This is a genomic window from Gordonia heveisoli (assembly GCF_030315745.1).
In the GTDB taxonomy this organism is placed as follows: Bacteria; Actinomycetota; Actinomycetes; order Mycobacteriales; family Mycobacteriaceae; genus Gordonia.
In genome coordinates, this window is the sequence record NZ_JASXSH010000016.1 from 18,801 (window position 1) to 45,769 (window position 26,969).

General features: G+C 67.3%; 21 protein-coding genes. 2 read left to right on the forward strand and 19 right to left on the reverse strand.

Annotated elements, in window-relative coordinates; all coding sequences use genetic code 11:
* Positions 1-139: 139 nt before the first annotated feature.
* The 7 genes from QSJ18_RS14475 to QSJ18_RS14505 form a co-directional block, all read right to left on the reverse strand.
* Positions 140-2,140 (reverse strand): acetoacetate--CoA ligase, encoded by a 2,001-nt coding sequence (locus tag QSJ18_RS14475; RefSeq protein ID WP_286327248.1) that lies wholly within the window; start codon positions 2,138-2,140, stop codon positions 140-142.
* 1 nt (position 2,141) lies between these two features.
* A complete protein-coding gene (locus QSJ18_RS14480; RefSeq protein WP_286327249.1) occupies positions 2,142-3,782 on the reverse strand; it encodes an AMP-binding protein in 1,641 nt (546 codons plus the stop codon).
* Positions 3,783-3,853: 71 nt separating this feature from the next.
* Positions 3,854-4,732, reverse strand: a complete 879-nt coding sequence (locus QSJ18_RS14485) for an HpcH/HpaI aldolase/citrate lyase family protein (protein ID WP_286327251.1) — start codon at positions 4,730-4,732, stop codon at positions 3,854-3,856.
* Between the two features lie 2 nt (positions 4,733-4,734).
* Positions 4,735-5,226: a MaoC family dehydratase gene (locus tag QSJ18_RS14490; RefSeq protein ID WP_286327252.1), complete on the reverse strand. Its 492-nt coding sequence runs from the start codon at positions 5,224-5,226 to the stop codon at positions 4,735-4,737.
* Entirely contained in the window at positions 5,223-6,368 is a 1,146-nt protein-coding gene (locus QSJ18_RS14495) for an acyl-CoA dehydrogenase family protein (RefSeq protein ID WP_286327254.1), read from the reverse strand. The genes QSJ18_RS14490 and QSJ18_RS14495 overlap by 4 nt, the downstream gene beginning before the upstream one ends.
* A complete protein-coding gene (locus QSJ18_RS14500; protein ID WP_286327255.1) occupies positions 6,368-8,437 on the reverse strand; it encodes an acetyl/propionyl/methylcrotonyl-CoA carboxylase subunit alpha in 2,070 nt (689 codons plus the stop codon). Before QSJ18_RS14500 ends, QSJ18_RS14495 begins: the two co-directional genes overlap by 1 nt.
* A gap of 4 nt (positions 8,438-8,441) precedes the next feature.
* Positions 8,442-10,019 carry a carboxyl transferase domain-containing protein gene (locus QSJ18_RS14505; protein WP_286327256.1) on the reverse strand — a complete coding sequence of 526 codons (1,578 nt, stop codon included), beginning with the start codon at positions 10,017-10,019 and terminating at the stop codon, positions 8,442-8,444.
* A 281-nt stretch (positions 10,020-10,300) separates the two neighbouring features.
* On the opposite strand from QSJ18_RS14505, the gene QSJ18_RS14510 reads away from it, so the two are divergent.
* Positions 10,301-13,879 (forward strand): indolepyruvate ferredoxin oxidoreductase family protein, encoded by a 3,579-nt coding sequence (locus QSJ18_RS14510; RefSeq protein WP_286327257.1) that lies wholly within the window; start codon positions 10,301-10,303, stop codon positions 13,877-13,879.
* On the opposite strand, the gene QSJ18_RS14515 is transcribed toward QSJ18_RS14510, so the two are convergent.
* The 11 genes from QSJ18_RS14515 to sucC form a co-directional block, all read right to left on the reverse strand.
* Positions 13,876-14,682: a N5-glutamine methyltransferase family protein gene (locus tag QSJ18_RS14515; protein ID WP_286327258.1), complete on the reverse strand. Its 807-nt coding sequence runs from the start codon at positions 14,680-14,682 to the stop codon at positions 13,876-13,878. The two genes, QSJ18_RS14510 and QSJ18_RS14515, sit on opposite strands and share 4 nt — an antisense overlap.
* 8 nt (positions 14,683-14,690) lie before the next feature.
* Complete coding sequence (locus QSJ18_RS14520; RefSeq protein WP_286327259.1) at positions 14,691-15,647, reverse strand: DUF5336 domain-containing protein; 957 nt, start codon at positions 15,645-15,647, stop codon at positions 14,691-14,693.
* A 126-nt stretch (positions 15,648-15,773) separates the two neighbouring features.
* Positions 15,774-16,460, reverse strand: coding sequence for a TetR/AcrR family transcriptional regulator (locus tag QSJ18_RS14525; RefSeq protein WP_286327260.1), 687 nt, complete (start codon positions 16,458-16,460; stop codon positions 15,774-15,776).
* Positions 16,461-16,464: 4 nt separating this feature from the next.
* A complete protein-coding gene (locus tag QSJ18_RS14530; RefSeq protein WP_286327261.1) occupies positions 16,465-17,085 on the reverse strand; it encodes a nitroreductase family protein in 621 nt (206 codons plus the stop codon).
* Positions 17,086-17,160: 75 nt separating this feature from the next.
* Positions 17,161-17,583: an NUDIX hydrolase gene (locus tag QSJ18_RS14535; protein WP_286327262.1), complete on the reverse strand. Its 423-nt coding sequence runs from the start codon at positions 17,581-17,583 to the stop codon at positions 17,161-17,163.
* A complete protein-coding gene (locus tag QSJ18_RS14540; RefSeq protein ID WP_286327263.1) occupies positions 17,580-19,058 on the reverse strand; it encodes a carboxyl transferase domain-containing protein in 1,479 nt (492 codons plus the stop codon). The genes QSJ18_RS14535 and QSJ18_RS14540 overlap by 4 nt, the downstream gene beginning before the upstream one ends.
* A gap of 39 nt (positions 19,059-19,097) precedes the next feature.
* Complete coding sequence (locus QSJ18_RS14545; protein ID WP_286327264.1) at positions 19,098-19,559, reverse strand: SRPBCC family protein; 462 nt, start codon at positions 19,557-19,559, stop codon at positions 19,098-19,100.
* Positions 19,560-19,618: 59 nt separating this feature from the next.
* Complete coding sequence (locus QSJ18_RS14550; RefSeq protein ID WP_286327265.1) at positions 19,619-20,128, reverse strand: RDD family protein; 510 nt, start codon at positions 20,126-20,128, stop codon at positions 19,619-19,621.
* Positions 20,121-20,672 carry a hypothetical protein gene (locus QSJ18_RS14555; protein WP_462476087.1) on the reverse strand — a complete coding sequence of 184 codons (552 nt, stop codon included), beginning with the start codon at positions 20,670-20,672 and terminating at the stop codon, positions 20,121-20,123. The genes QSJ18_RS14550 and QSJ18_RS14555 overlap by 8 nt, the downstream gene beginning before the upstream one ends.
* 100 nt (positions 20,673-20,772) lie before the next feature.
* Positions 20,773-21,675 carry a succinate--CoA ligase subunit alpha gene (gene sucD, locus QSJ18_RS14560; RefSeq protein WP_286327266.1) on the reverse strand — a complete coding sequence of 301 codons (903 nt, stop codon included), beginning with the start codon at positions 21,673-21,675 and terminating at the stop codon, positions 20,773-20,775.
* A gap of 13 nt (positions 21,676-21,688) precedes the next feature.
* On the reverse strand, positions 21,689-22,852 hold the full coding sequence (gene sucC, locus QSJ18_RS14565; protein WP_286327267.1) for an ADP-forming succinate--CoA ligase subunit beta: 1,164 nt from the start codon (positions 22,850-22,852) through the stop codon (positions 21,689-21,691).
* Positions 22,853-23,270: 418 nt separating this feature from the next.
* Here sucC and QSJ18_RS14570 point away from each other — a divergent pair, with 418 nt between their 5' ends.
* On the forward strand, positions 23,271-24,371 hold the full coding sequence (locus QSJ18_RS14570) for a M23 family metallopeptidase (RefSeq protein ID WP_286327268.1): 1,101 nt from the start codon (positions 23,271-23,273) through the stop codon (positions 24,369-24,371).
* Between the two features lie 82 nt (positions 24,372-24,453).
* Here QSJ18_RS14570 and QSJ18_RS14575 read toward each other — a convergent pair whose 3' ends face one another.
* Entirely contained in the window at positions 24,454-26,943 is a 2,490-nt protein-coding gene (locus tag QSJ18_RS14575; RefSeq protein WP_286327269.1) for a UvrD-helicase domain-containing protein, read from the reverse strand.
* Positions 26,944-26,969 lie beyond the last annotated feature (26 nt).

Here is a 26,969-nt window from a genome sequence, read left to right on the forward strand (position 1 = left end):
AAACCCGCCCCGGTGCGGCGTGCACCGCAGCGACGGTCAGCACACCTGCGACCACGCTACCGCCGCACCGCGCGACGAGCGAAGGACACTCCGCAGTTGCCGTCGGCCAATCGGTATAGCCCCTGGTCGTGGCCCCAGGTCACCAGCGGTGGTCGCGCCCACGTGTGGCATACCAATCGACGAGCGCATAATCGTCGACCGACTTCGGGTCGATGTTCACCTCAGCGTGCCCGGCCAAGATCGCCGTGACGGGCACTTCCAGCTTCTTTCCGGTCCGCGTGTGCGGAATCCCCGGTGCCTCGATGACCTCGTCGGGAACGTGGCGGGGCGACAGTCGCTGACGCACGTCGGCCGCGATCCTGGTGCGCAGGTCGTCGTCGAGATGATGACCGGGCACCAGCGTGACGAACAGCGGCATCCAGTACTTGCCGTCCGGACCGTCAACACCCAGGACGAACGCCTCCGCGACCGCGTCGATCGCCTCGACGATCTCGTAGATGTCCGCCGACCCCATCCGGATGCCGTGCCGGTTGAGGGTCGCGTCACTGCGGCCGTGGATGACCAGCGAACCGCGATCGGTGACGGTCACCCAGTCGCCGTGCCGCCACACCGCGCGACCCGGGTCGACATCCCACACGTGTTCGAAATATGCTGCGCGATAGCGTGATCCATCCGCATCGTCCCAGAACGCGACCGGCATCGACGGCATCGGCGCGGTGATGACCATCTCGCCGACGTCGCCGGTCAGCGACGTCGTATCCGACGCCCAGCTCTCCAGCGCCACACCGAGATAGCGCACCGACAGCTCACCGGCGACCACGGGTACGCCGACCGAACCGCCGGCGAAGGCAGTGACGACGTCGGTTCCGCCGCTGATCGACGAAATCGGAAGCCCCGCAGACACATTCTCGTCAACCCAGGTGAACAGATCGGCGGCCAGCGACGACCCGGTACTGCCGAGCGCACGCAATGCGGACAGGTCATGGTCACGGCCGGGCACCAGTCCGGCCTTGCGGGAGGACTGCAACTGGCCCGGGCTGGTGCCGAAGTAGGTGACGCCCTCATCGGCGAGGACCTGCCACAGCCGGTCGGCGTCGGGATACAGCGGAGATCCGCTGTAGCAGACGATCTCGGCGCCGACGAGCAGTCCGGCCAGCTGATAGTTCCACATCATCCAGCTCAGCGCGGTCTGCCAGAAGAACACATCGCCGGGCTGCAGGCAGGCGTGGAGACCGGCGGCCTTCAAATGTTCGACGAGGACACCGCCGTGACCATGCACAATGCCTTTGGGCCGTCCGGTGGTTCCCGAACTGAACAACACCCAGAGCGGATGGTCGAACGGAACCGGAATCGGCGCCGGCCCGGCGCCCTGCCCCTCGGGGGCACGGGCGGCCACCGCATCCGAATAGGCGATCAACGGCGGCGCCGCCGTGGGGTCGGTGGCCGGCTCGTCGGCGCCCGGTGCGCCGACGACGATCCGCGCCCGTATCCCAGGCAGCAGAGTGGCGAGCGCAGCACTGTCGGCCCGCTTGTCCACCGCTGTGCCGTTGTAGCGGTAGCCGTCCGCGGTGATCAGCACCTTGGGTCGCAGTTGCGCCAGCCGACCGGCTGCACCCTCCGGGGCGTAGTCCTGACCACATCCCGACCAGATCGCCCCCAGGCTCGCGGCGCCCAGGAAGGCGATGACCGCCTCCGGAATGTCGGGGAGGTAGGCGGCCACCACGTCGCCCGCACCGACGCCACATCCGGCGAGGGTGTGCGCCATGGCGGCCACCAGCTCCGGTATTCGCGCCCAGGAGATCTCGGTGCGCCGACCGTCCTCGTCGAGACCGACGATCGCGGGTCCGGGTTGGCCGGCATGCCGCAGCACCTGGTCGACATAGTTGAGCGCGATGCCAGGAAACCATCGGGCGCCGGGCATCTCGGTGCTCGCACACACCGCTTCGGGTCCGGCACCCAGCGGTTGTGTCGCAATGGCATCGAGATCGAAGAACTCCCACACCGCACGCCAGAAGGCGGCAGGCTCGTCGACCGACCACTGCCAGAGCTCCGGGTAGTCGTCGGTCGCCGGACCACCATGTGTCGCAACATGATCGGCGAAGGATCGGAATCGGGACGGTTCGCCGATGTGCGCCCCCATCTCAGCGCATCCCATCCAGGATCGAGATCGCCTCGTCGCGCATCGCCACCTTGCGCACCTTTCCGGTCACCGTCATCGGGAACTCCTCCACCACATGGACATAGCGCGGAATCTTGTGCCGGGCGATCTTGCCCTGCGCGAACTCCTGCACGTCGTCGGCGGTGAGGGTTTGGCCGGGATCCCGCAGCCGCACCCAGGCCATCAGTTCCTCACCGTATTTCTCGTCCGGCACGCCGATCACCTGCGCGTCCAGAATCGCCGGGTGGGTGTAGAGGAATTCTTCGATCTCGCGCGGATAGATGTTCTCGCCGCCGCGGATGACCATATCCTTGATCCGGCCGGTGATCTGCACGTATCCGTTGTCGGCCATGGCGGCCAGATCACCCGTGTGCATCCAGCCGTCGGCGTCGATGGCCTCGGCGGTCTTGTCCGGCTGGTCCCAGTACCCGGTCATCACCGAATAGCCGCGCGTACAGAATTCGCCGGTCTCGCCACGCCCGACGGTGTCGCCGCTGACCGGGTCGACGACCTTGATCTCCAGGTGCGGCCCCACCCGGCCGACGGTGGCGACCCGTAATTCCAGCGGGTCGTCGACGCGGGTCTGGGTGGACACCGGCGACGTCTCGGTCATGCCGTAGCAGATGGAGACCTCCGCCATGTGCATCCGCTCGATGACCTGCCGCATGGTGTGTTCGGGGCAGGGCGATCCGGCCATGACCCCGGTTCGCAAGGAGGAGAGGTCGTAACCACCGGCGGCAGAATCGGCTTCGTCGAGCAGGGCCAGCTCGGCGATGAACATCGTCGGCACCCCGTACAGGCTCGTACACCGATATTCCGAGACCGCCGCCAGCGTGGCCGCCGGGTCGAAGGCCGGCGCCGGAATCACCATCGCCGCACCGTGACTGGTGGCTGCCAGGTTGCCCATGACCATCCCGAAGCAGTGGTAGAAGGGCACCGGAAGGCAGATCCGGTCGGCGTTGGTGTAATTCAGCAACTCGCCCACCAGGTAGCCGTTGTTGCCGATGTTGCGGTGCGAGAGCGTTGCCCCCTTGGGGAATCCGGTGGTTCCCGAGGTGTATTGGATGTTGATCGGATCGTCCGGGTGCAACGATCTTCCGATCTCGTCCACCCCGGCGAGTTCGTCTGGGCCCGGATCGGCCAGCAGCGCATCCCATTCCGGGCTGTCGAACAGCACCACCGCCCCCAGCTGCGGGCAAGCGTCGCGGGCGGTGTCGAGCATCGCCGCATACGCCGAGTCCTTGAAGCTCGCCGCGGCGATGACTACCCCGATCCCCGCTTGGGTCAGTGCGTATTCGAGTTCGTTCTGCCGGTAGGCCGGGTTGAGGTTGACCAGAATGATGCCGACCTCGGCGGTGGCGTACTGGGTCAGCACCCATTCGAACCGGTTCGGCGACCACAGGCCGACCCGGTCTCCCGGCGCCAGCCCCATGCGCAACAACCCGGCTGCCAGCGCCCGCACCTCGCGATGGAATTCGGTGTAGGTCCACTGCCGCCGGATCGTGGCGTCGATGAGTGCGACGTCGTCGCCGTGAGCGGCCACGGTCGCTGCCAGGGTGGCGCCGATCGTCGTGGTCAGCAGCGCCGGGAAATCCTCGCCCTTACTGAATGCCGGTTCGCTCATCGTTGAACTCCGCTTTCTCCCAGTTGGTTACGGGTCGGACTGTCGGCTACCGGGCTCGTATGGCGAGTCGATCAGGCGTCGTCGGCGGGTGCCGGTGCGGTCGGGGTGACGCGCGCCAGAACGACCTCCGCCTGCCGGAGGACCGGGCCGTCGATCATCTTCCCGTCCACACTGAACACACCGGTGCCGGCTTGCGCGGCGGCATCGAGAAGACGACGCGCCCACGCCACCTCCTCGTCGGAGGGCCGGTACCCGTCCCGGATGTGTTCGACGTGAGATGGATGAATACACGCGGTCGCCGTGTATCCCAGCGCCACCGCGTCGCGGACCTCGGCTTTCAGCCCGGAGATGTCGGGGATGTCGAGGTGCACCGAGTCGACGGCGAACTTCCCGTGCGCGGCGGCGGCGATCCGGGTCAGCGACCGCACCCACCTGGCCACGTCGCGGTACTGCCCCGGACGATCCTCGTCGGGACCGAATCGGCTCGACTTGCCACCCAACCCGGCAACCAGATCCTCGGCACCCCACATCAACCCGATGCAGTTCACGGCGGCGGCGATCTCGTGGGCCCGGGTGGCGCCGAGCGGGGTCTCGATGAGCGCCACGGTCTGCAGTGCGGTGTCGATGATGGACTGCGGGTCCTCGGCCTTCGCCTGCATGACCACCCGGTAGTTAGTCTCGGCGATCGCGGCGAGATCACGCCGGTAGTCGCCGGTGCCGGCCGGGTTGATGCGCACGATGACCCGATCCGGATCGATCGGGTTGGCGATCAGCGATTCGCGGGCGGCGGCCCGCGATTCCGGTGCGACCGCGTCCTCGAGGTCGAGGATCACCACATCGGATCGTTCCAGGGCCTTCTGGTAGCGCTCGGGGCGGTCGGCCGGACAGAACAGCAATGCCGGTCCCGGCGGCATCCAGGCGTTGGTGAACTGCGGTTTGTCGGGATTCATCATCACTCCACTGGCTTCTTGCGCACCAGCGTGGCCCGCGCTGCCCGAGCGACGACCTCGCCGTGCTGGTTCCGTCCGATGTGGGTCAAGTTGACCACGCCCTCCCCCGGCCGCGACCTCGACTCACGCTTTCCGGTGCATTCGGTCTCGGCGTACAGGGTGTCACCGGCGAACAGCGGTGCCGGGAAGGCCACCTCGGAGAAGCCGAGATTGGCGACCAGCGTCCCCTGGGTCAGTTGCGACACCGACAATCCGACGATCGTCGACAGGGTGAACATCGAGTTGATGAGGCGCTGCCCGCCGAAGCCGGGCTGCTGGGACGACCACGCCGCGTCGAGGTGCAGTGCCTGCGTGTTCATCGTCAACGTGGTGAACAGGACGTTGTCGGCCTCGGTCACGGTGCGGCCGGGACGATGCTCGTAGATCGTGCCCTCGGCGAACTCCTCGAACCACAGTCCTCGTTGGACGACACGCACCGGCTCGCCGGTGCTCATGCGAACCCCAGCGACCGTGCGATCAGCATCAGCTGGACCTCGGTGGTGCCCTCGCCGATCTCCAGGATCTTCGAGTCGCGATAGTGGCGGGCCACCGGATACTCGTTCATGAAGCCGTATCCACCGTGGATCTGGGTGGCCGTGCGCGCGTTGTCCATCGCGGCCTCGCTCGCGACCAGCTTCGCGATCGCCGCCTCCTTCTTGAACGGTTTGCCCGCCAGCATTCTCGCCGCCGCGTCGTAGTAGGCGGTACGAGCCACGTGGGCGCGCGCCTCCATACGGGCGATGGCGAACGACACCGACTGGTACTCGCCGATCGCCTTGCCGAAGGACTTCCGCTCGGAGGCATACTTCACGCTCTCGTCGACGCAGCCCTGTGCGGCGCCGGTGGCCAGCGCCGCGATCGCGATCCGGCCCTCGTCGAGGATCGACAGGAAGTTGGCATAGCCGCGGCCGCGGTCGCCGAGCAGGTTCTCCTTCGGCACGCGCGCGCCGTCGAAACTCAGCGGATGGGTGTCCGAGGCGTTCCAGCCGACCTTGTTGTAGGCCGGTTCGGCGGTGAAACCGGTTGTGCCCGACGGAACCACGATGGTGGATATCTCCTTCTTGCCGCCGTCGCCGCGACCGGTCACCGCGGTGACGGTGACCAGCGAGGTGATGTCGGTGCCGGAGTTGGTGATGAATTGCTTGCTGCCGTTGATCACCCAGGTGTCGCCGTCGTCGGTGGCGGTGGTCGCGGTCGCGCCCGCATCCGATCCGGCACCCGGTTCGGTGAGACCGAACCCGGCGAGGGCGCGTCCGGCGGTCAGGTCGGGCAGCCAGCGCTGCTTCTGCTCCTCGGTGCCGAAGCGGTAGATCGGCATGGCACCGAGGCTCACCCCGGCCTCCAGCGTGATCGCCACCGACTGGTCGACCTTGCCGAGTTCTTCCAGCGCGAGAGCGAGGGTGAAATAGTCGCCACCCATGCCGCCGTATTCCTCCGGGAACGGTAGGCCGAACAAGCCCATCGCCCCCATCTGCTTGACGACCTCGTAGGGAAAGCTGTGCTCGGCATCGTGTTTCGCCGCCACCGGGGCGACCACCGACTGCGCGAAATCGCGCACGGTGGCGATCAGGTCGTGGTGGTCCTGCGTCAGTTCCATCAGTTCTCCTCTTGCACGTGGGCCAGGGCCTGACCGGCCGATACCCGATCGCCGACCCGCACCGCGACCGACACCACCCCGGCCAGCGGCGCGCTCAGCGAATGCTCCATCTTCATCGCCTCGACGACGACCACCGGACTACCCGCGGCGATCTGCTGGCCGTCGGCGGCGGGCACGGCGACCACGGTGCCCGGCATCGGCGCGACGATCTCACCGGCATTCTCGTCGGCCGCCTCGTCGAGTCGCGGCCGGGCCAGTTCGAGCTGCCAGGTGCCATGCGGTCCGGCGACCCACCAGTTGTCGCCGACCCTGGCCGACGACCAGGACTGACTGACGCCGTCGACGATGAGCCGCGCGGTGCGGTCACCGGACTGTCGCACCGGACGATACGCGATGTCGGCACTCCACCCCGGTGCGCGATCGCCGTGCGTCGGGTCGACCTCGCGCTCGACCCTGGCACGGCCGGTGATGGTGTGCTCGTCGGCATGTTCGACATCGATACCGACCGTGTAATGCGTTCCGTTACTGACGAATCGGCTCACCACCGGCACACGGCCACCGACCCGCCAGCCGACCGCCGACTGCCAGACGTCGCCACGGTCGCGGGTTCCCACCCGGTCCAGCGCGGCGAGCACCAGCGATTCGGGCACCGGCGGTCCGACCGCGTAGTCGACGACCAGCCGATCCAGCAGCGCGGTGTCCAGGTCGGCGGCGACCACCGCAGGTTGGGCCAGCACATGGCGACAGAAGTCGATGTTGGTGACGACACCGAGTACCCGGGTATGGGCAAGCGCCTGATCGAGCCGTTCCAGCGCCTCCGCCCGATCGGAACCGTGGGCGATCACCTTCGCCAGCATCGGGTCGTAGTCGCTGCCGACGACCAGTCCCGGCAGCATGGCCGAGTCGACACGAATCCCGTTGCCCGCGGTTACATCCGGATGGACCAGCACCTCGATGCGGCCACCGGTCGGCAGGAATCCGTTGGCCGGGTCCTCGGCGTAGACCCGCGCCTCGATGGCATGACCGGTCAGGACGATGTCGTCCTGGGTCAGCGACAACCGTTCACCGCGTGCTACGCGGATCTGCTGCTCCACCAGGTCGACGCCGGTCACCATCTCGGTCACCGGGTGCTCGACCTGCAGCCGGGTGTTCATCTCCATGAAGAAGAACTCGTCGGGGCGATGGGCGGAGACGATGAACTCCACCGTTCCCGCACCGGTGTAGCCGACGCTGCGCGCGGCATCGCAGGCCGCAGTACCGATGCGGGCACGGGTCGCCGCGTCGAGCAGCGCCGACGGCGCCTCCTCGATGACCTTCTGGTGCCGTCGTTGCAGAGAACATTCGCGCTCACCGAGGTGGACGACGTTCCCGTGGTCGTCGGCCAGGATCTGGACCTCGATATGGCGCGGCGTGTCCACGAAATGTTCGAGGAACAGCGCGTCGTCACCGAAGGCCGAACTCGCTTCCCGCCGGGCGCGGGCCAGGGCATCGGCGAGGTCGTCGGGATCCTCCACCCGATGCATACCCTTGCCGCCACCGCCCGCACTCGGCTTGATGAGTACCGGGAACCCGATCTCGGGTGCGGCGGCGATCAGGTCGTCGTCGGTGAGGCCGGGTCTCGACAGTCCCGGGACCACCGGCACATCGCGTTCGGTGACCGCGGCACGTGCGGTGATCTTGTCGCCCATGGTGGCGATGGCCTGCGCGGGGGGTCCGATGAAGACGATGTCCGCGTCGGCGAGTGCGGAGGCGAATTTCTGGTTCTCGGAGAGGAATCCATATCCGGGATGGACGGCGTCGGCACCGGTCTGCACGGCCGCCCGCACCACCGCGTCGATGTCGAGGTAGCTCTGGGTGGCGGCGGCCGGGCCGATCCGCACCGCGACGTCGGCCTCCCGGACGTGCCGTGCCGTGCTGTCGGCGTCGGAATACACCGCGATCGAGCGGATACCGAGGCGTCGGAGGGTGTCGATCACCCGGCAGGCGATCTCGCCTCGGTTGGCGATCAGCACACTGCGGATCGGCCGGGCGACCTGGGTAACCGTCTGGGAGGCAAGGGTTTCGGTCATATCGTCACATCCGGAAGACGCCGTAGCGCGGGTCGGTGAGCGGTGCATGGCGGCAGGTCTGCAGGGCCAGACCCAGGATCGTGCGGGTGTCGGCGGGGTCGATGATGCCGTCGTCCCACAGCCGGGCCGTCGAGTAGTAGGCGTCGGATTGCCGTTCGAACTGCGCACGAATCGGTTCCTTGAATGCCCCCTCGTCGTCGGTCGACCACTCCTGCCCAGACCTTTCGATCTGGTTGCGGCGCACGGTGGCCAACGTGTCGGCCGCCTGCGGCCCACCCATCACCGAGATCCGGGCGTTGGGCCACATCCACAGGAAGCGAGGCGAATAGGCGCGTCCGCACATGGAGTAGTTGCCCGCACCGAACGACCCGCCGATCATCACGGTCAGCTTGGGAACGCGGGCACAGGCCACGGCGTTGACCATCTTCGCGCCGTTCTTGGCGATGCCGCCCTCCTCGTAGGCACGCCCGACCATGAATCCGGTGATGTTCTGCAAGAACACCAGCGGGATGCGGCGCTGGTCGCACAGCTCGATGAAGTGTGCCCCCTTGAGCGCGGATTCACTGAACAGCACACCGTTGTTCGCGACGATGCCGACCGGATGGCCGTGGATCCGCGCGAAAGCGGTGACCAGGGTGGTTCCGTAGTTCTCCTTGAACTCGGTGTATTCGCCGCCGTCGCTGATGATCTCGATGACCGATCGCACATCGTAGGGGGTCCGCGGATCGGTGGGGACGACGTCGTAGATGTCGGTCTGCGCCCGGAGCGGGTCTCGGGCGGGCACCGTCTCCCACTGCGCCGGATCGCGCGGCCCGAGGGTCGCGACGATATCGCGAACCTTCGCCAGCGCCTGCTGGTCGTTGTCGACGAGATGGTCGGTGACGCCGGAGACCGACGAATGCATCGCGCCGCCACCGAGCTCCTCCGCGGTGACATCCTCCCCGGTCGCCGCCTTCACCAGCGGCGGTCCCGCCAGGAAGATGGTGCCCTGGTTGCGCACGATGACAGTTTCGTCGCTCATCGCCGGCACGTAGGCACCGCCTGCCGTGGAGGAGCCCAGCACCGCCGAGATCTGCGGGATACCGGCGGCACTCATGGTCGCCTGGTTGAAGAAGATCCGTCCGAAGTGGTCGCGGTCGGGGAAGACCTCATCCTGCGCGAGCAGCATCGCTCCCCCGGAATCCACCAGGTAGATACACGGCAGCCGGTTGTCGGCGGCGATCTCCTGCGCACGCAGGTGCTTCTTCACCGTGATCGGGTAATAGGTGCCTCCGGAGACGGTCGCGTCGTTGGCGACGATCATGCATTCGCGGCCGGCCACCTGCCCGACCCCGGCCACGACACCGGCCGCCGGCGCCTTGCCGTCGTACATCTCATAGGCCGCGAGCGGGGCCACCTCGAGGAACGGGGATCCGACGTCGAGCAGGCCGTCGACGCGTTCGCGTGGCAGGAGTTTTCCGCGGGCCGCGTGGCGTTCGCGTGCCTTGACACCCCCACCGATGGCAGCCTCCCCCAGCCGCCGCCGCAAGGTCGCGACGTTGTCCTCGTGCACCGCACGGAATCCGTTGAGGGTACCGGTCACCGTCGACCTCTCGTCCGAGTCTCAGTTAGTGTCCATTAACTGAAATGTGAGACTACACCAGCCGCCCGCCGATGTCATCGACATCACACCTACGGCCACGAATCGGCCGTCAGCCCCCGGTCACGCCACACCCAGCCGGAACGATCGACGTGACGCGGATCACCTTTGTCTCGTACTGTGGAGGCGAGTCCCCCGTACCCCTGGGGTCTCCCACACCGACGTCGCCCGACTGCCGCCACCCCTGGCCGTCGCCGACCGACACAAGAAGGCCAGGTAACCCCATGACCCTCGCAGACGACCGCGCCCACCGACTCGGTAGCGCACATCCCGATTCCGACCGTCCCGCCGTGACCCCACCGGCGGTGAACGTCACCGAAACCGACTTCTCCCTCGACGACCGCTACACGCGCGAATCGGGAACCATCTATCTCACCGGCATTCAGGCGCTGGTGCGCATGGTCCGCGACCGCGCGCTCGTCGACCGCAGGCAGAATCTGCGCACCGCCTCCTACATCTCCGGCTACGAGGGTTCACCCCTGGCCGGCTACGACCTTGAGATCGCCCGCCGACGCGACTACCTGACCCCGGTCGACGTCATGCACCGGCCGGGCCTGAACGAGGAGATCGCAGCCACCTCGGTGATGGGATCGCAGATGGCCGCCCAGGTCGCCGACCTCGGCCCGGACGCACAGGGGCATCCGCGCGACGGCATCGTCGGCTACTGGTACGGCAAGGCCCCGGGCCTCGACCGCGCGACCGACGCGCTGCGCCACGCGAACCTGATCGGCACCCACCCCAACGGCGGGGCGGTGGCCATCGTCGGCGACGACCCCGGTGCCAAGAGTTCGACGGTGCCCTGCGCGTCGGAGATGGCACTGGCCGACCTGTACGTACCCGTCCTCTACCCGGCCGACCCGCAGGACATCCTCGACTTCGGTGTCCACGCCGCGGTGATGAGCCGTGTCAGTGGATTGTGGACGTCGTTGAAGATCGCCGCCCACGTCGCCGACGGCGCGGCCACCGCGGTCGTCGACCCGCACCGGGTGCTACCGGTCTACGGAGATCTCGGCACCAGCCCGCATGTACCCAGCGGCCGGCTGCTCGGCGCCAGCCTGATGGAACTCGAACAGAATCAGCTGACCATCCGCACCCCGCGCGCTCTCACCTATGCACGACTCAACGGCCTCAACCGCATCGTCGCCTCCTCCCCCGACGACCGGATCGGCCTCGTCGCGGCCGGGAAGACCTACCTCGATCTTCGAGAGTCGTTGCGCCTGATGGGCATCACCGATGACGATCTCGCGCGGCTGGGCATCCGGATTCTGAAACTCGGCATGGTCTACCCGCTCGACACCGAGATCGTGGAGCGGTTCATCTCCGACACCGCCACCGGACATCTCGACGAGGTGATCGTGATCGAGGAGAAGCGCGACTTCATCGAGACGATGATGCGCGACGTCCTCTATCGGCACCCGCGAGCACCGCGGATCGTCGGCAAGGCCAACGAGGACGGTTCGACGCTGTTCTCCCGCTTCGGCGAACTCGACGTCGACGCGGTGTGCCGCGGCCTAGCCGCACGACTCGCGCGAGCCCATCACATCGATGCCGCACAGGACTGGCTGGACCGCAAGGCCGCGATCCGCACCCGCATCGAACTCCCGCTGGCGGTGCGCACCCCGTACTTCTGTTCGGGCTGCCCGCACAACAGCTCGACGAAGGTGGCCGACAACACGCTGGTCGGCGCCGGAATCGGTTGTCACGCCATGGTGCTGTTGATGGATCCGCGTCAGGTCGGTGACGTCGCGGGGATCACCCAGATGGGCGGCGAGGGTGCCCAGTGGCTGGGGATGGCACCCTTCGTGACCGCCGGACATTTCGTTCAGAACGTCGGCGACGGCACCTTCATGCACTCGGGTTCCCTCGCCTTGCGCGCGGCGGTTGCCTCCGGGGAGAACATCACCTACAAACTCCTCTACAACGGCACCGTCGCGATGACCGGCGGGCAAGATGCGGTCGGCGCCATGGATCTGGGCCGGCTGGTCGCCCTGCTGAAGGCCGAAGGGGTGGCCCGCATCGTGATCACCTCCGACGACGCCGCACGGACCCGGGCTGTCGCCGGCCGGGGCGTCGAGGTCCGCGCCCGCGACGACATGCTGTCGGTACAAACCGAACTCGCCGCGGTACCGGGCGTCACGGTGCTCATCCACGATCAGCACTGTGCGGCCGAGAAGCGGCGTAAGCGCAAGCGCGGCACCATGTCCACTCCCGACAAGCGGGTCATGATCAACGAGCGGATCTGTGAGGGCTGCGGCGATTGCGGGACCAAGTCGAACTGTCTGTCGGTACACCCCGTGGACACCGAGTTCGGGCGCAAGACCCGGATCGACCAGAGTTCCTGCAACCTCGACTTCTCCTGTCTCGCCGGGGATTGCCCGTCCTTCGTGACGGTGGTCCCGGGCAGCCCGGCGCGCGGGCACCGCGTCGCCGACATCGGGGCCGAGGACATCGCGGCGCCACATGTGCCCGCCATCGACGGTTCGTTCGCGATCCGGGTCACCGGGATCGGCGGCACCGGGGTGGTCACGGTGTCGCAGGTACTCGCCACCGCGGCCGTTCTCGACGGCCACGCCGCGCGCACCGTCGACATGACCGGGCTGGCGCAGAAGGGTGGCGCGGTCGTCGCCGACATCAAGCTCACCGCTACCCCCGTCGAGCAGGCCGCGAAGATCAGCACCGGCGGGTGCGACCTGTATCTCGCCTGTGACAGCCTCGTCGGCACCGATCCGACGCAACTCAAAGTCACCGATGCCAGGCGAACGACCGCGGTGGTCAGTACCACCCAAATCCCCACCGGCGCCATGGTCATCGACACCGCAGTCGGCTTCCCCAGCGCGGCCACCATCCACGATGCGATCGACTCGCGGGTCTCCCGCTCGGTCTATCTGGACCCCGGCATGCTCGCCACCGCGCTCTTCGGTGACGAGCAGTACGCCAACATGATGATGATCGGGGCGGCGTGCCAATCCGGTGCGCTGGCCATCTCCCCCGACGCCGTCGAACGGGCGATCTCACTCAACGGGGTGGCTGTCGAGCTGAATACGCAGGCCTTCCGCCGGGGCCGACAGGTGGTCGCCGACCCGCACGCGGTGACCGAGGCCCTGCCCGGCGCCGACCGCGCCGCCGAGACCCCGGTCAGCACTACCGCGCGGGCTGCGGTGGCCACCCTCGGGGCGCTCGACACCGAACTGGCGCACACCGTCGGACGACGCTACGACGAACTGACCGCCTACTCCTCCGAAACCTATGCGCGCGACTATCTCTCGGTGATCGCGCGGGTGCAGGAGGCCGGTGAGCGTGACCTGACCGACGTCATCGCCCGGAATCTGTACAAGTTGATGGCCTACAAGGACGAGTACGAGGTCGCGCGACTGTCCGCCGACCCAGGGTTCGCCGCGGACATCGCCGCCTCCTACGGCGCCGACGCGCAGGTGTCCATCCGGCTGCACCCGCCGATGCTGCGCGCACTGGGCAAGAAGGAGAAGACGTCGCTGGGGGCGTGGTCGCAGCGACCGATGCGCGCCCTGGCCGGAATGCGCAAGCTGCGTGGCACCCGCTGGGACCCGTTCGGACACACCGAGGTCCGTCGTACCGAGCGCGCGCTGGTCGTCGAGTATCGCGCACTCGTCGACGATCTGCTCGCCGCTCTCGCCGACGGCCGGGTGACCACCGCCCAGATGCCGACCGTAGTCGCACTCGCCGGACTGCCGGATATGGTGCGCGGCTACGAATCGGTGAAGATGGGCAATGTCGAGCGCTACCGCACCGAACTGACCCGGCTCCGCGGCGAACTCGGCATCTAGGGAGCGTGCCCAGCGTCGGCGCCTTCAGCGCGTCGTAGCCGGGCGACGACGGTCGTCTGATCGTCGTCGAGCGAGTCGGCGAGATATCCGCTGGTATCCAGCAGCGGGTACTGCGACCGGTTCATCTCGATCAGCAGGGTGCCGCCGGGCCGCAGCCAGAACCGGGCCTCGCGGACGAGCGCGCGGATCGGGTCCAGACCGTCGGGACCGCCCAGCAGGGCGTGGTGCGGTTCGTGATCACGGGCCTCCCGCGGCAGCTGGTCGAGCGCATCGTCGGGGACATAGGGCGGCACTGCGGCGATCACATCGATGCGACCCCGCAGTTCGGCATCGACACCCGACAGCACCGCGCTCTCGTGAACGCCGGCATCCGGCCCGAGGTTCGCCCGCGCCCAGATCAGCGCGACGGGATCGTCGTCGCAGGCGTGCACCCGGGCGTCGGGTATCTGGTCTCGCACCGATGCGGCGATCGGAGCCGCCCCGCAGAACGCCTCCAGCACGATCGGCGCGTGGCGTCCGCCTGCCGCCGCGATCGCGGCGCGGGCCAGCGACAGCGACCGCTGCCGGGGCACGAAAACGCCCGGGCCGACCCGCAACCGCAGATCCCCGAAGTCGACCCACCCGACGATGTGTTCCAGCGGATCACCGTCGAGTCGGCGCGCCACCCGCTCGGTGAGGTCGTCGGGACCGGTGGCCGCCTCCCGAAGCAGACTGGCCTCCTCCACCGCGAAAACGCTGCCCGACGCAACAAGCGCGCGAACCAACGGATCGGCATCCGTCGGTTTGCGCGCTTGCGGCGACATCGGGTCGATCAGAGCTGACCTGCGGTCGGCGCCACCGGGGCCGACGCAGAAGCCGGCTCGTCGTCGGGGGCCAGACCGAACATCGCGGCCGACCCGAACAGCAGGGCGACCTGGAGGAACCCGAAGATCAGCGCGACGATCGCCCCGGCACCGAGGTCGACGACGACCGGCAGCACCAACGCGGCCGCCAGCAGCGCCAGCCAGGCAGCCCCCGCGATCACTGCCAGGAACGGGATCGCCTTGCGGTACTTTGGGATCAACGCCAGCGCCGTGGCCAGCGCGACCGCACCCAGGAGGATGATGAACTTGCCCGGGTTGAGGAAGACCTCGTAGGAGAAGAACGCAGGCAGGCCGGTATCACCGTCGGCGAGCTTCTGGCTCCAGTCCTCGGCCTCCTCCTCGACCCCGGAGGCGACGGTCACCCAGCTGACAAAGCCCATGAAGTAGGTGATGATGCCGGCCACGATCGACGCCGCGGCCAACAACACCGGCGGACTCGGCTTGGGTCCGGCCGCCGCGGGCGGTGCACCCCAGAACTGCGCATTCGGATCATGGGGGTTGGGGGCATAGGCATTCGGGGGGTAGGCGTTCGGATCGCCGACACCCGCGATCGGGGTGAAGCCCGGTGCCGGCGCACCCCACTGCGGTTGAGCGGCAAAGGATCCGCTCGTCGGCGGGCCGGCGAAGGCACCGGAATCCTGCGCGCCGAACCCACTCTGCCCCGGATGGGCGCCGGGTGCAGCAGTCGACGTCCCGAGAATGGTCGTCGGATGCTCGCCCGTACCGGCGACACCACCCGGAGTCGGCCCGCCCGGGTTCACCGGCGTCGTACCCGGCAGGTCCGGTGACGGTACGGTCGACGGGTTCTGCCCCGACACATCGGCAGATTGGCTGGGTTCGCCTGGATTCACGTTGTTCTCCTTCGCCGCCACCGGGCGGGCCAGTACGTACGCACGATTGCGCACATCATCCGATGACCTTAAGGGTTGGACAAGTCGGACACCTAGACCTGACGCGGTTTTCCTCCGACCACACGACGTCCGCCGGGGGCGGGACGGTCGACCAGGAGTGGTCGAATCAGGACGGTCGAGTCAGGATGGGGGGACCGCAACCGTGGGGGCCGGACCGAGTAGCGCCGACGTCGCCATCTCGGTCAGCAACGGACGCAACCTCTGCTCGGGGAATGCGGGCAGCCGCGGTGACGAGTTGAGCAGCCCGAAGGTGGCATGGACACGCACGCGCGCCTCGTCGGCGTCGGCCGGGGCATCGGTTCGTCGGGCACGGCACGCGAGCACCACGTCGACCCATTGTTCGACGTAGCGTCGCTGCAGCGACCGCACCCGATGATTGGCGTCCGGGGTGAGCGAGGACAGGTCGCGGTCCTGCACCGCGATCAGATCCGGCCGGGTGACCAGGACGTCGATGTGGAACCGGATCAGGTCACGCAGGGTCTGGGCCGGCGACACCCCTGCGGCGACGACCTGCGCCCCGCCGTCGTGCAGCCGCTGGCTGATGTCGATGAGCATCTCGTCGAGCAGATCCGACTTCGACGAGAAATGCCGGTACATCGCCGGCCCGCTGATCCCGACCGCTCGGCCGATGTCTTCGAGCCGGACCGCGTTGAATCCGCGCGCGGCCATCTGCTGGGCGGCCGCGGTCAGCAGTTCGGTGCGGCGTGCGGCCTTGGCCTGGTCGCGCCGCGTCGGCGCGCGCCGGCCGTCGCCCGCGTCGGACGATCCGGCGACCGGATCGTCGGGGTCCGGACCGTCGAGCGTCACCGGATCACCAGCCGTCTATATGCAGAATGTCGTCCAGCGATTTCCGTCCGGCCGGGCGAAAGTCGGTGCCCTTGGTATAGGCCACCGGCAGCAGCACTCCCTGATGGACGTTGTCCGGAATGCCCAGGAGTTCGGCGATCTCCTTCTCGTACACCAGATGCAAAGTGGTGTACGAGGTTCCGAGCCCTCGCGCTCGCAGGGCCAATGCCAGACTCCACGCCGCGGGAAGCAGCGAGCCCCAGAACCCGGCCTGATTCCCCCGCGGAAGTTCGGTTCCGGCGGCCAGCGCTCCGATCACCAGGACCGGCACCTCACCCATGGTGTCGGCGAGGTACTGCGCACTCGACGCCACCCGTGCGGCCGTGTCGTCGGCGGCGGGGCGGCCCCCGTAGTACTTGGCGAAGGATTTCGCGTAGTAGTCGCCGACCTGGCGTTTGAGTTCGGGATCGGTGAGGACGATCCAATGCCAGCCCTGATTGTTGCCGCCACTGGGCGCCTGCAACGCGACCTCGAGCGCCTCGGTGACGATCTCCAGCGGGACCGGGCGGTCGTAGTCGAGTCGTTTGCGAACCGATCGTGTGGTGGTCAGCAGCTGGTCAGGATCCAGCGGCAACAGTTCGGTCATCGATACGTCCTTCTGTCAGGGTGGCCCGAAGTGTGCGATCAAGGCCGACACTATCAACGCGACCTCTTCAGTGAATCAGGATTCACTGAGATGTGGGTCGTCGTCGACGACGCCGACCTCGGCGAGAAAGTCGAGTAACCCCGACGTCAGCCGCATCGCGGGCAGGTCGTTCGGCGAGAACCAGCGGGCCCGGACCGCGTCGTCACCGGCCCGCAACTCCCCCGATCGCACGCTGGCACGGAAGTCGTGCACCACGAACACCCGACCATCGGCGGCCGAGATCTCGAAGGCCGAGATCTCCGCGCCGACGTCGACGACGAGCCCGGTCTCCTCGGCGACCTCCCGGGCCGCCGCCGCCACCAGTTCCTCGCCGGGCTGGACCTTGCCGCCGGGCAGACTCCAGTGCCCGGCCTGCGGAGGATTGCGGCGCAGCACCAACAGGATCCGGCCCGCGTCGTCGGTGATGACCGAACCGACGGCGACGATCCGCGTCGTCATCGGTGAACCCCGTTCGGTACGCGCGTTCTCCCCGCTCGGTCGGGCCGGGCGATCTCGCCAAGCATCTCTGCCACCCGCGCGGGCAACCCCGCGACCATGTCGTCGGCCGCGACCACCACGTCGACGATCCCCGCGTCGGCGAGATCGACGGCGGCGATCCCCTGCTGCTCGGCCACTTCCGCGGCGCGGTCGGTGGTGCGGTGCACGATCAGACTGGCACCTTCGGGCGGCAGCGGCGACAGCCATGCATCACTCACCGCGATGCGGCGGTCGGCGGGGAACAGCGCCAACGCGGCGCCGCCACCGCCCTGACCCAGCAGCACCGACACCGTCGGCACCGGCACGTCGATGAGTTCGGCCATGCAGCAAGCAATCTCGGCAGCCAGGCCACCTTCCTCGGCGGCGACCGACAGTTCCGCACCGGGCGTGTCGACGAGGGTGACGATCGGCAGATGTAACGACCGCGCCATCGCGATCGCCCGACGCGCCCGCACCAATGCGGCCGGCCCGATCAGCTCACCGGCAGCCTGCGCCCGCCGATCCTGACCGATCACCACCGCCACCCGATCACCGAACCGACTCAGCCCCAAGCGAATCGGACCGCTCTCGCTGATCCACACCCCGCCCGCGGCCGTCAGGAACTCCTCCACCCCGGCGCGCGATCCGGCGCGGGTCGCGAGCACCGACTCCCATACCGGCGGCCGATCTTCCGGCGCGGTCGAGGCGGCCGGACCGCCGACCGCAGGCAGTGCCCACGGTGCCACGCTGCCGACGACGGGCGGACCGGCATCGGCGAGCAGTCCCAGCACCGACCCCAGTCGCGTACGCAAGTCAGAAGCGTCGAGCACCCCGTCTAGCACATACACCCTGGTCAGGTTCTCCGCCGTCTGCACCCCGTCTGGAAACTGATCACCGTACAGTCCCGCATAGACCCGCGGACCCAGAAAGCCCACCAGCGCACCGGGTTCGGCCCAGCACAGATGACCCAGCGAACCCCACGACGCGAAGACCCCACCGGTGGTCGGGTGCCGGAGATAGACCAGATACGGCAGTCCGGCCGACCGATGCTCGACGACGGCGCCGGTGATCGCGGCCATCTGCAGGAAGGCCGCGGTGCCCTCCTGCATCCGGGTGCCGCCCGAGGCGGGCAGCGCCAGCACCGGATGACGTGCAGCGGTGGCACGTCGCAGCGCCGCCACCACACGCGCACCGGCCGCGGCCCCGATCGACCCACCGAGAAAAGCGAATTCACTGACGATCAGCACGACCGGCACACCGTCGATCCGTCCGAGACCGGTGATTACCGACTCGTCGATGCCTGCGCGTTCACGGGCCCGCCGCAGGTCGTCGGCATAGCCGGCGTCGACGACGCCGGGGTCGGGAAGCCCAACTTCGGCGTCCCAGGATTCCCACGATCCGGCATCGATGATCAGGTCACGCACATCCACCGCGGTGGATCGTCTGCCGTCAGCCACCCACCCAAACTAGTCCGCGCGAACCCGCTGTGGTGCGACTCAACCCTCGCTGGCCGTCTTGAGCCGGGCCAGCCCCTTCTCGAAGTCCTTGCCGAGTAGGCGGTCGAAGAGCCCGAACGGCGCAGTCACCCGGCTGAACAACGAATGGGGACCCGTCATCGTCCACTCGACCTCGGTCGATCCGTCGTTCTCGGACAGCGTGAAACTGCTGGTACTGGTGGATTTCATCGGCTTCTCGAAGACGACGTCGACGTCGACGCGGGTGGGTGTCTGCACCGCGACGATCTCGATCGTCCCCTTGCCAGCCTTGCGGTTACCCGACCACGCATACTTCGCGCCGACCCCGGCGTCTGCCCCGGAGTAGGTGCGCTCGAGGTCGGGGTCGAGGCCCTCCCACGGCGACCAGTCGCGCCACCGGTGCAGATCGGCGATCCGGGCGTGAATCTCGGTGGCGGGCGCGGAGATCGTCGTGGTGCGGGTGATGGCGTAGGTCGCGGACATCGGAACTCCTCGGCGGATGGGAATGGACATTGTTTCATCGGCGACGGCCCGTCACCGGGTCAACGCGAATAGATGACCCGGGTACGCAGGATGAGGTCGGCGACCGACCGACGACGTGAATCGACGACCACCCAGGCCAGTCCGACCGCGAAGAAGGTGCACAGCAGGGCCCGTAGCAGGGCGACGCCCGGACGGAGCCGATTGCCTTTGCGGTTGACGACACGCAGACCCATGGTCACCGAGCCGATGGTGCGACCGGACACCGCCCAACACCCGCCGAGATAGATCACCGAGGTGGCCAGAAAGCCGGTCGCGGTGAAGATGATCTGGATATGCGGAAAACTGAAGTCGCGCACGCTCAGCAGGAGTTGGGCGAGCACCAGCCCGAGGTATCCGGCGCCGAGGATCGCCACCACCACCAACAGGTCGATGAACGACCCGATTCCGCGGCTGACGATGCCGGCATTCTTGTCGCGGTCGTGGACCCCGTGTGTCGAATCCTCATGTGGCGCATGATGAGCGGCCGGACTGGCGGCGTCAGGGGCAGTTCCGGGGACCAATTCACTCATCGTCGGACGCCTTCCGCTTACGTCGCAGCAACCGATCGACCGCATTGGCGACGACATCGTCGGCCCGCTCGCTGGTACCCCGCACATCGGTCATCACATCTGCGGTGACCGTGCTGCTGGCGTCCCGGATGATGCCGGTCAGGTCGACCCCGGCGATGATCTCGTCGGCCAGCCCGATCAGGTCGACACGGCCGAGGATCGCATCGATGTCGACCCGAGCGACGAGGGCATCGAGGTCCATCGATCCCAGGACCGCATCGATCAGGCGCTCCAGATCGACGTTCTGCACGACCAGATCGGTGAGATCGACCTCGGTGGTGAGGATGTCGACAATCTCCCGCACCACCGCCCCGACAACGGCCCGCACACGGGTGATCAACGCGGTGCGTGCGGTGTCGATCGCGTCGTGAGTGGCCGACCGCGCCGACCCGATGAAGCCGCCGACGAACGGAAGCGTCTGCGCGACATCGGCGATCGACGAGACGATCAGCTGTGGGACGGCCAGCACGGAATCGCTTCCGTCACGCGCCGCGGCGTTGTTCACCTGGGGATTATCGCACGGTGACGCGTCGGCGAATACGCAAAACTCCCGCCCGCACACCTGAAATCGGCGTGCGGACGGGAGTCCGGTGAAGCGGTGAGACCTACAGGGCCTCGTACAGCTCCCGGGCGAGCTTGGCGGTCTCGCTCGGCGTCTTGCCGACCTTCACGCCCGCAGCCTCGAGGGCTTCCTTCTTGGCCTGCGCGGTGCCCGAGCTGCCGGACACGATCGCACCGGCGTGACCCATCGTCTTGCCCTCCGGCGCGGTGAAGCCCGCGACGTAGCCGACGACCGGCTTGGTGACGTTGGCCTTGATGTAATCGGCGGCACGTTCCTCGGCGTCGCCACCGATCTCACCGATCATCACGATCAGCTTGGTCTCGGGGTCCTTCTCGAAGGCCTCGATGGCGTCGATGTGCGTGGTGCCGATGACCGGGTCGCCGCCGATACCGATGGCGGTCGAGAAGCCGAGGTCACGCAGTTCGTACATCATCTGGTAGGTCAAGGTGCCCGACTTCGAGACGAGACCGATCGGGCCCTTGCCGGTGATGTTGTTCGGCGTGATGCCGACCAGCGCCTCACCCGGCGTGATGATGCCCGGGCAGTTCGGCCCGATGATGCGGGTCTTCTCACCCTTCTCCACGTTGTAGGCCCATGCGTAGGCGGAGTCCTGCACCGGGATGCCCTCGGTGATGACCACGAGCAGCGGGATCTCCGCGTCGATGGCCTCGATGATGGCGTCCTTGGAGAAGGCCGGCGGCACGAAGGCGATCGAGGTGTCGGCCCCGGTCTCCTTGATGGCCTCTTCGACCGAACCGAAGACGGGCAGTTCGACGGCGTTGCCGTCGGCGTCCACATGCGACACGGTGGTGCCGGCCTTGCGGGCGTTGACGCCACCGACGACGTTGGTGCCCGCCTTCAGCATCAGCGCGGTGTGCTTGGTGCCCTCGCCGCCGGTGATGCCCTGGACGATGACCTTGTTGCTCTTGTTCAGAAAGATCGACATGTTTTCGCGGCTCCTACTTGTTCGCCAGCTCAGCGGCCTTGTCGGCGCCTGCGTCCATGGTGTCGGCCAGGGTCACCAACGGGTGGTTGGCGTCGGCCAGAATCTTGCGTCCCTCTTCGACGTTGTTTCCGTCCAGGCGGACGACGAGGGGCTTGTTCGCCTCGGCACCCAGCTTGTCCAGCGCGCCCACGATGCCGTTCGCAACCGCGTCACACGCGGTGATGCCGCCGAAGACGTTGACGAATACGCTCTTGACCTGCGAGTCGCCCAGGATGACGTCCAGACCCGCTGCCATCACGTCAGCCGACGCGCCGCCACCGATGTCGAGGAAGTTGGCCGGCTTGACCCCGCCGTGGTTCTCACCGGCGTAGGCGACGACGTCGAGGGTCGACATGACCAGTCCGGCACCGTTACCGATGACACCGACCGAACCGTCGAGCTTGACGTAGTTGAGGTCGTTCTCCTTGGCCTTGAGCTCGAGGGGATCGGTCGCATCCTTGTCCTCGAACGCCTCGTGCCCGGGCTGCCGGAAGTCGGCGTTGGCATCGAGGGTCACCTTGCCGTCGAGGGCGAGGATCTGATCGTCGGGGGTACGGACGAGGGGGTTGACCTCAACCAGGAGTGCGTCTTCCTTGATGAAGACCTCCCACAACTTCTGGATCGTGACGGCCGCGGCGTCGAGAACCTCGGCGGGCAGCTTGCCTGCCGCGGCGATCTCGCGAGCGAACGCGAGGTCGACACCCTTGACGGCGTCGACGGGGATCTTGGCCAGTGCGTCAGGGTTCTCTTCGGCGGTGACCTCGATCTCGACGCCACCCTCGACCGAGCACATGGCCAGGTAAGTGCGGTTGGTGCGGTCGAGCAGGAAGGAGATGTAGTACTCCTCAGCGATGTCACTCGCCTCTGCGACCAGCAGCTTCTTGACAACATGGCCCTTGATGTCGAGGCCGAGGATTGCTTCGGCGTTCGCCACAGCAGCATCGACGTCGGCGGAGTACTTCACACCGCCTGCCTTGCCACGGCCGCCGACCTTGACCTGCGCCTTGACCATCACGGGCTTGCCGATTTCTTCGGCGATTTCACGTGCGCCGGCAACCGTGTCGGTAACACGTCCTGCCGAGGTCGGCACCTCATGCTTGGCGAAGAGTTCCTTCGCCTGGTATTCGAAGAGATCCATTCAGCTCACCATCTCGTAGGTTTTGCCCGCGGAGGTGTATTACCGCAGTGGTGTAACGCGGGCCATATCGGACTCTAAACCTGACCGACATGACTTCCGTGACCGCATCCTCCGCTTGTGCGACAGATCACTCGCTCGGTCGGTGAAACGGGGGTGGGTGCCGACGTGCCCACCGCCGCATGGTGAACTACCTTGACACCATTCGACCTCGTAGGACACGAATCCAGAGCGGCAAACCGGCTCTTTTCTATCCTGCAGGTCGTCGGGGGTGATTGTGACCCAACTCACAGAGGCGCACCCAATGACGCGCGAACGTTGGACTTGTCGCAATCATTTCGTTACCGTCGGCAAGCAGGTCGATGATCACGAAAGGATCACGGAGCACACTCCGGAGGTCCTTCGCAGGGGAAGAGATGAGGTGGACGATTTGGCGGGATCTGGTGCGCCACGCGGATCGGCCAGCCCGCGATCGGGTGGCTACCCGGTTCGCTCGGGAAACACACTGATCCGCGACGATCTCGCCGCCGAAGAGATGACCACGATCATCCCGGTCGACGACACCGACATCGACACCCACACCTGGACTCCCTCGACCTGGGACGGTTACTACCGACCCAGCCACGCCGAGATCACCCAAGACATCCTGATCCCGGAACACGAGTTCGATGAATTTCTGCACGACGAGCCCTTCGAGGTCGACGGTGCACGTCTGGACAGCTTCGACGAGCACGAACGGGGCAGCGTCGAGTCCGACGAACTCCCCTTCCGCTCCAACCCTGACGGTCAGCGCGCCAAGCGCGGCGGCAAGCACCGCATCAGCGCCCCGCCCACCGCTCTGCGTGGTGGACGCGCAGCGCTCTTCGCGATGGCGGCCGGGGCCACCGTCGCCGCCATCACCACCGGCAACAGCACCGGTGACACCGCCAACGGCCCGGTCAACGCCGCCACGGTCACCGACACCGGCGCCACCGTCGATCTTGGTCCGGGCGTCGCCAGCTCGGCCACCACGCCGGATATGGATGTCTACAGCGCGCAGCTGAAGGTCGGCGCCGCGCTGCATGACGCCGCGGACCGCGCGGAAGCGGCCGCCCGCCGACCGTTGTTCATGTCGCCGATCAACTTCGGCGCCGGGGGATGCTCGTTCACCTCGACATATGCCAACCGTTGGGGCTCCCTGCACGGCGGCATCGATCTGGCCTGCCCGCTGGGCACCCCGATCCACGCGGCCACCGACGGCGTCGTCATCGCCGCCGAACCGGCGTCGGGTTACGGCCACTGGGTGCAGATCCAGGCCGCAGACGGCACCGTGACCATGTACGGCCACATGTCCTCGTCGGGTGTCCTGGTCCGCGCCGGACAACACGTCACCGCCGGCGATGTGATCGCACTTGTCGGCAGCGAAGGCTTCTCCACCGGACCGCACCTGCATTTCGAGGTGTGGAAGAACGGTCACACCAAGATCGATCCGGCCCCCTGGCTCGCTTCCAAGGGCATCCGCCTGCCCAATTACTCCGGCTGAACCGCCCGCGAGGAACGACCCCACATAGCCGGCCGAGTGGCCCGCGAGGAACGACCGCGCGTATCGACGCCCCCCGACCAGCTCACAGCTTGTCGCCGGGGATCCCACCGGCCGTCAGCAGCGTGACACGTCCGGCGTTGCCGCCGTAGTCGATGGTGATCCGCTCGGTGGCACCGCTTCCCTCCTTGGCGACCACCTTGCCCATCCCGTACTTGGGGTGGTTGTGCCGATCCCCGACGTCGTAGCTGACGTACTTGTTGCGGCTGCGCACCGGATCCGGTGAATACGAAGACCGACCTCGACTGCCACCGGAGAATCCTCCGTCGCGTCCGAAGACACCCCCGCCCGACCCTCCGAAGCCACTCGCGGATCGGCGCGGCTCGGTCCGCCGCCACTCGAGTAGGTGCTGCGGGATCTCTTGTAGGAAGCGCGATTCCGGATTCGACACCGGCTGGCCCCAGGAGGCACGCATCACCGCGCGGGTCAGGTACAGGCGCTGCTTGGCCCGGGTGATGCCGACGTAGGCGAGGCGGCGTTCCTCGCTCAGCTCGGCCGGATCGCCCAGCGCGCGCAGATGCGGGAAATGCCCGTCCTCCCAGCCGGTGACGAAGACGACCGGGAACTCCAGACCCTTGGCGGTGTGCAGGGTCATCATGGTGACCACGCCGTCACCCTCGTCGGGCACCTGGTCCGCATCCGCCACCAACGACACCCGCTCCAGGAAGGCGGCAAGGGATCCCGGTTCGGGTTCGCCCTCGGTGTCACGGCCGAGTTCCGCAGCCTCATCCGCGTCGGGTTCAGCCTCCGCCGCAGCCGCTGCATCGGCACTGAATTCCCTTGCCACCGCGACGAGTTCGTTGATGTTGTCCAGCCGCGCACCATCCTGCGGGTCGTTCGACGCCTCCAGTTCGGATCGATACCCGGTGCGTTCGACGATGGCGTCGACCAGTTCGCCGATGTCGGCTCCCTCGGTGGCCGCATCGATGAAGGCCACCGATTCGTCACCGGGCTCGGCTTCGGAGAAGGCGGCCAGGTAGTCGGTGCGCAGCCCCTCGATGAGGTCGACGAACCCGCCGATCTGTTTGACCGCACGGGTGTTGAGCAGCGCCACCTTCCCGTCGGCCGCGTCGATCAGCGCCTCGTAGAAGCTGCGACCGGTGTTCTCGGCGTGGACCGCGACACACGCCTCGGCGCGGTCACCGATGCCGCGTCGCGGCGTGTTCAGGATGCGTCGCAGGCTGACCGAATCGTCCGGGTTGGCCACGACCCGCAGGTAGGCGACGATGTCGCGAACCTCTTTGCGCTCGTAGAAGCGTGTCCCACCGACCACCTTGTAGGGGATGCCGTGGCGAACGAAAACCTCTTCGAGCGCCCGGGATCCGGTATTGGTGCGGTAGAAGACCGCGACGTCGGCGTAACTGTGACTACTGGAACCACCGATGGAGTAATCGGTGAGCGACTCGATCTCCTTGGCGATGAACTGCGCCTCGTCGCGGTCCGAGTCCGCCACGTACCCGACGATCAGCTCACCATCGCCGGAGTCGGTCCACAGGCGCTTCTCGCGGCGACCGGAGTTGCGTGCGATCACCGCGTTGGCGGCCGACAGAATCGTCTGGGTCGATCGGTAATTCTGTTCCAGCAGAATCGTTTCCGCATTCGGGAAGTCGCGTTCGAACTCCTCGATGTTGCGAATGGTTGCGCCGCGGAAGGCGTAGATCGACTGGTCGGCGTCACCCACCACACACAGTTCGGACGGTTCCAGCCCCGAGGCGGTGGGACGCTCGCCCACCAATTCCCGAATCAGCACGTACTGGGCGTGGTTGGTGTCCTGATACTCGTCGACCAGTACATGCCGGAACCGGCGCCGGTAGTACTCGGCGACCTCGGGATGACGCTGCAGCAGTGCGACCGTCTCCCCGATCAGATCGTCGAAGTCGAAGGCGTTCGCGGTCCGAAGGCGTCGCTGATACTCGGCGTAGATGGACGCGATCGTCTGCGCCGACGGCTCGTCCTCGGCGGCGGCGGCCTTCGCCTCGTCGGGTCCGACGAGTTCGTTCTTGAAATTCGAGATCGCCACCGCGACACCGCGCGGCGCGAATTTCTTCGGATCCAGGTCGAGATCGCGGATGACCATCCCCAGCAGACGTTTGGAATCGTCGGAGTCGTAGATGGAGAAGTTCGAGTTCATATCCCCCAACAGCGCCGACTGTGCCCGCAGGATGCGCACGCACGTCGAGTGGAAGGTGGAGACCCACATGTAGGCCGCTCGCGGTCCGACCAGGTCGATGACCCGCTCACGCATCTCGGCGGCCGCCTTGTTGGTGAAGGTGATGGCCAGCACCTGCCCCGGCGTCACGTCACGCGCCGCGAGCAGGTACGCGATCCGGCGGGTGAGCACCGCAGTCTTACCCGACCCGGCGCCCGCGACGATCAGCAGCGGCACACCGCTGTGCAGCACCGCGGCCCGCTGCTGCGGATTGAGCCCGTCAATCAAACGTCCGACTGCGTCGTCGGAGGTTGTGGCGGCGGCCGGGCGGCGGGTGGCGGGAGAGGCAGAATCAGTGCTTGTCATCGGTATTTCAGGCTACCCGGCGACCC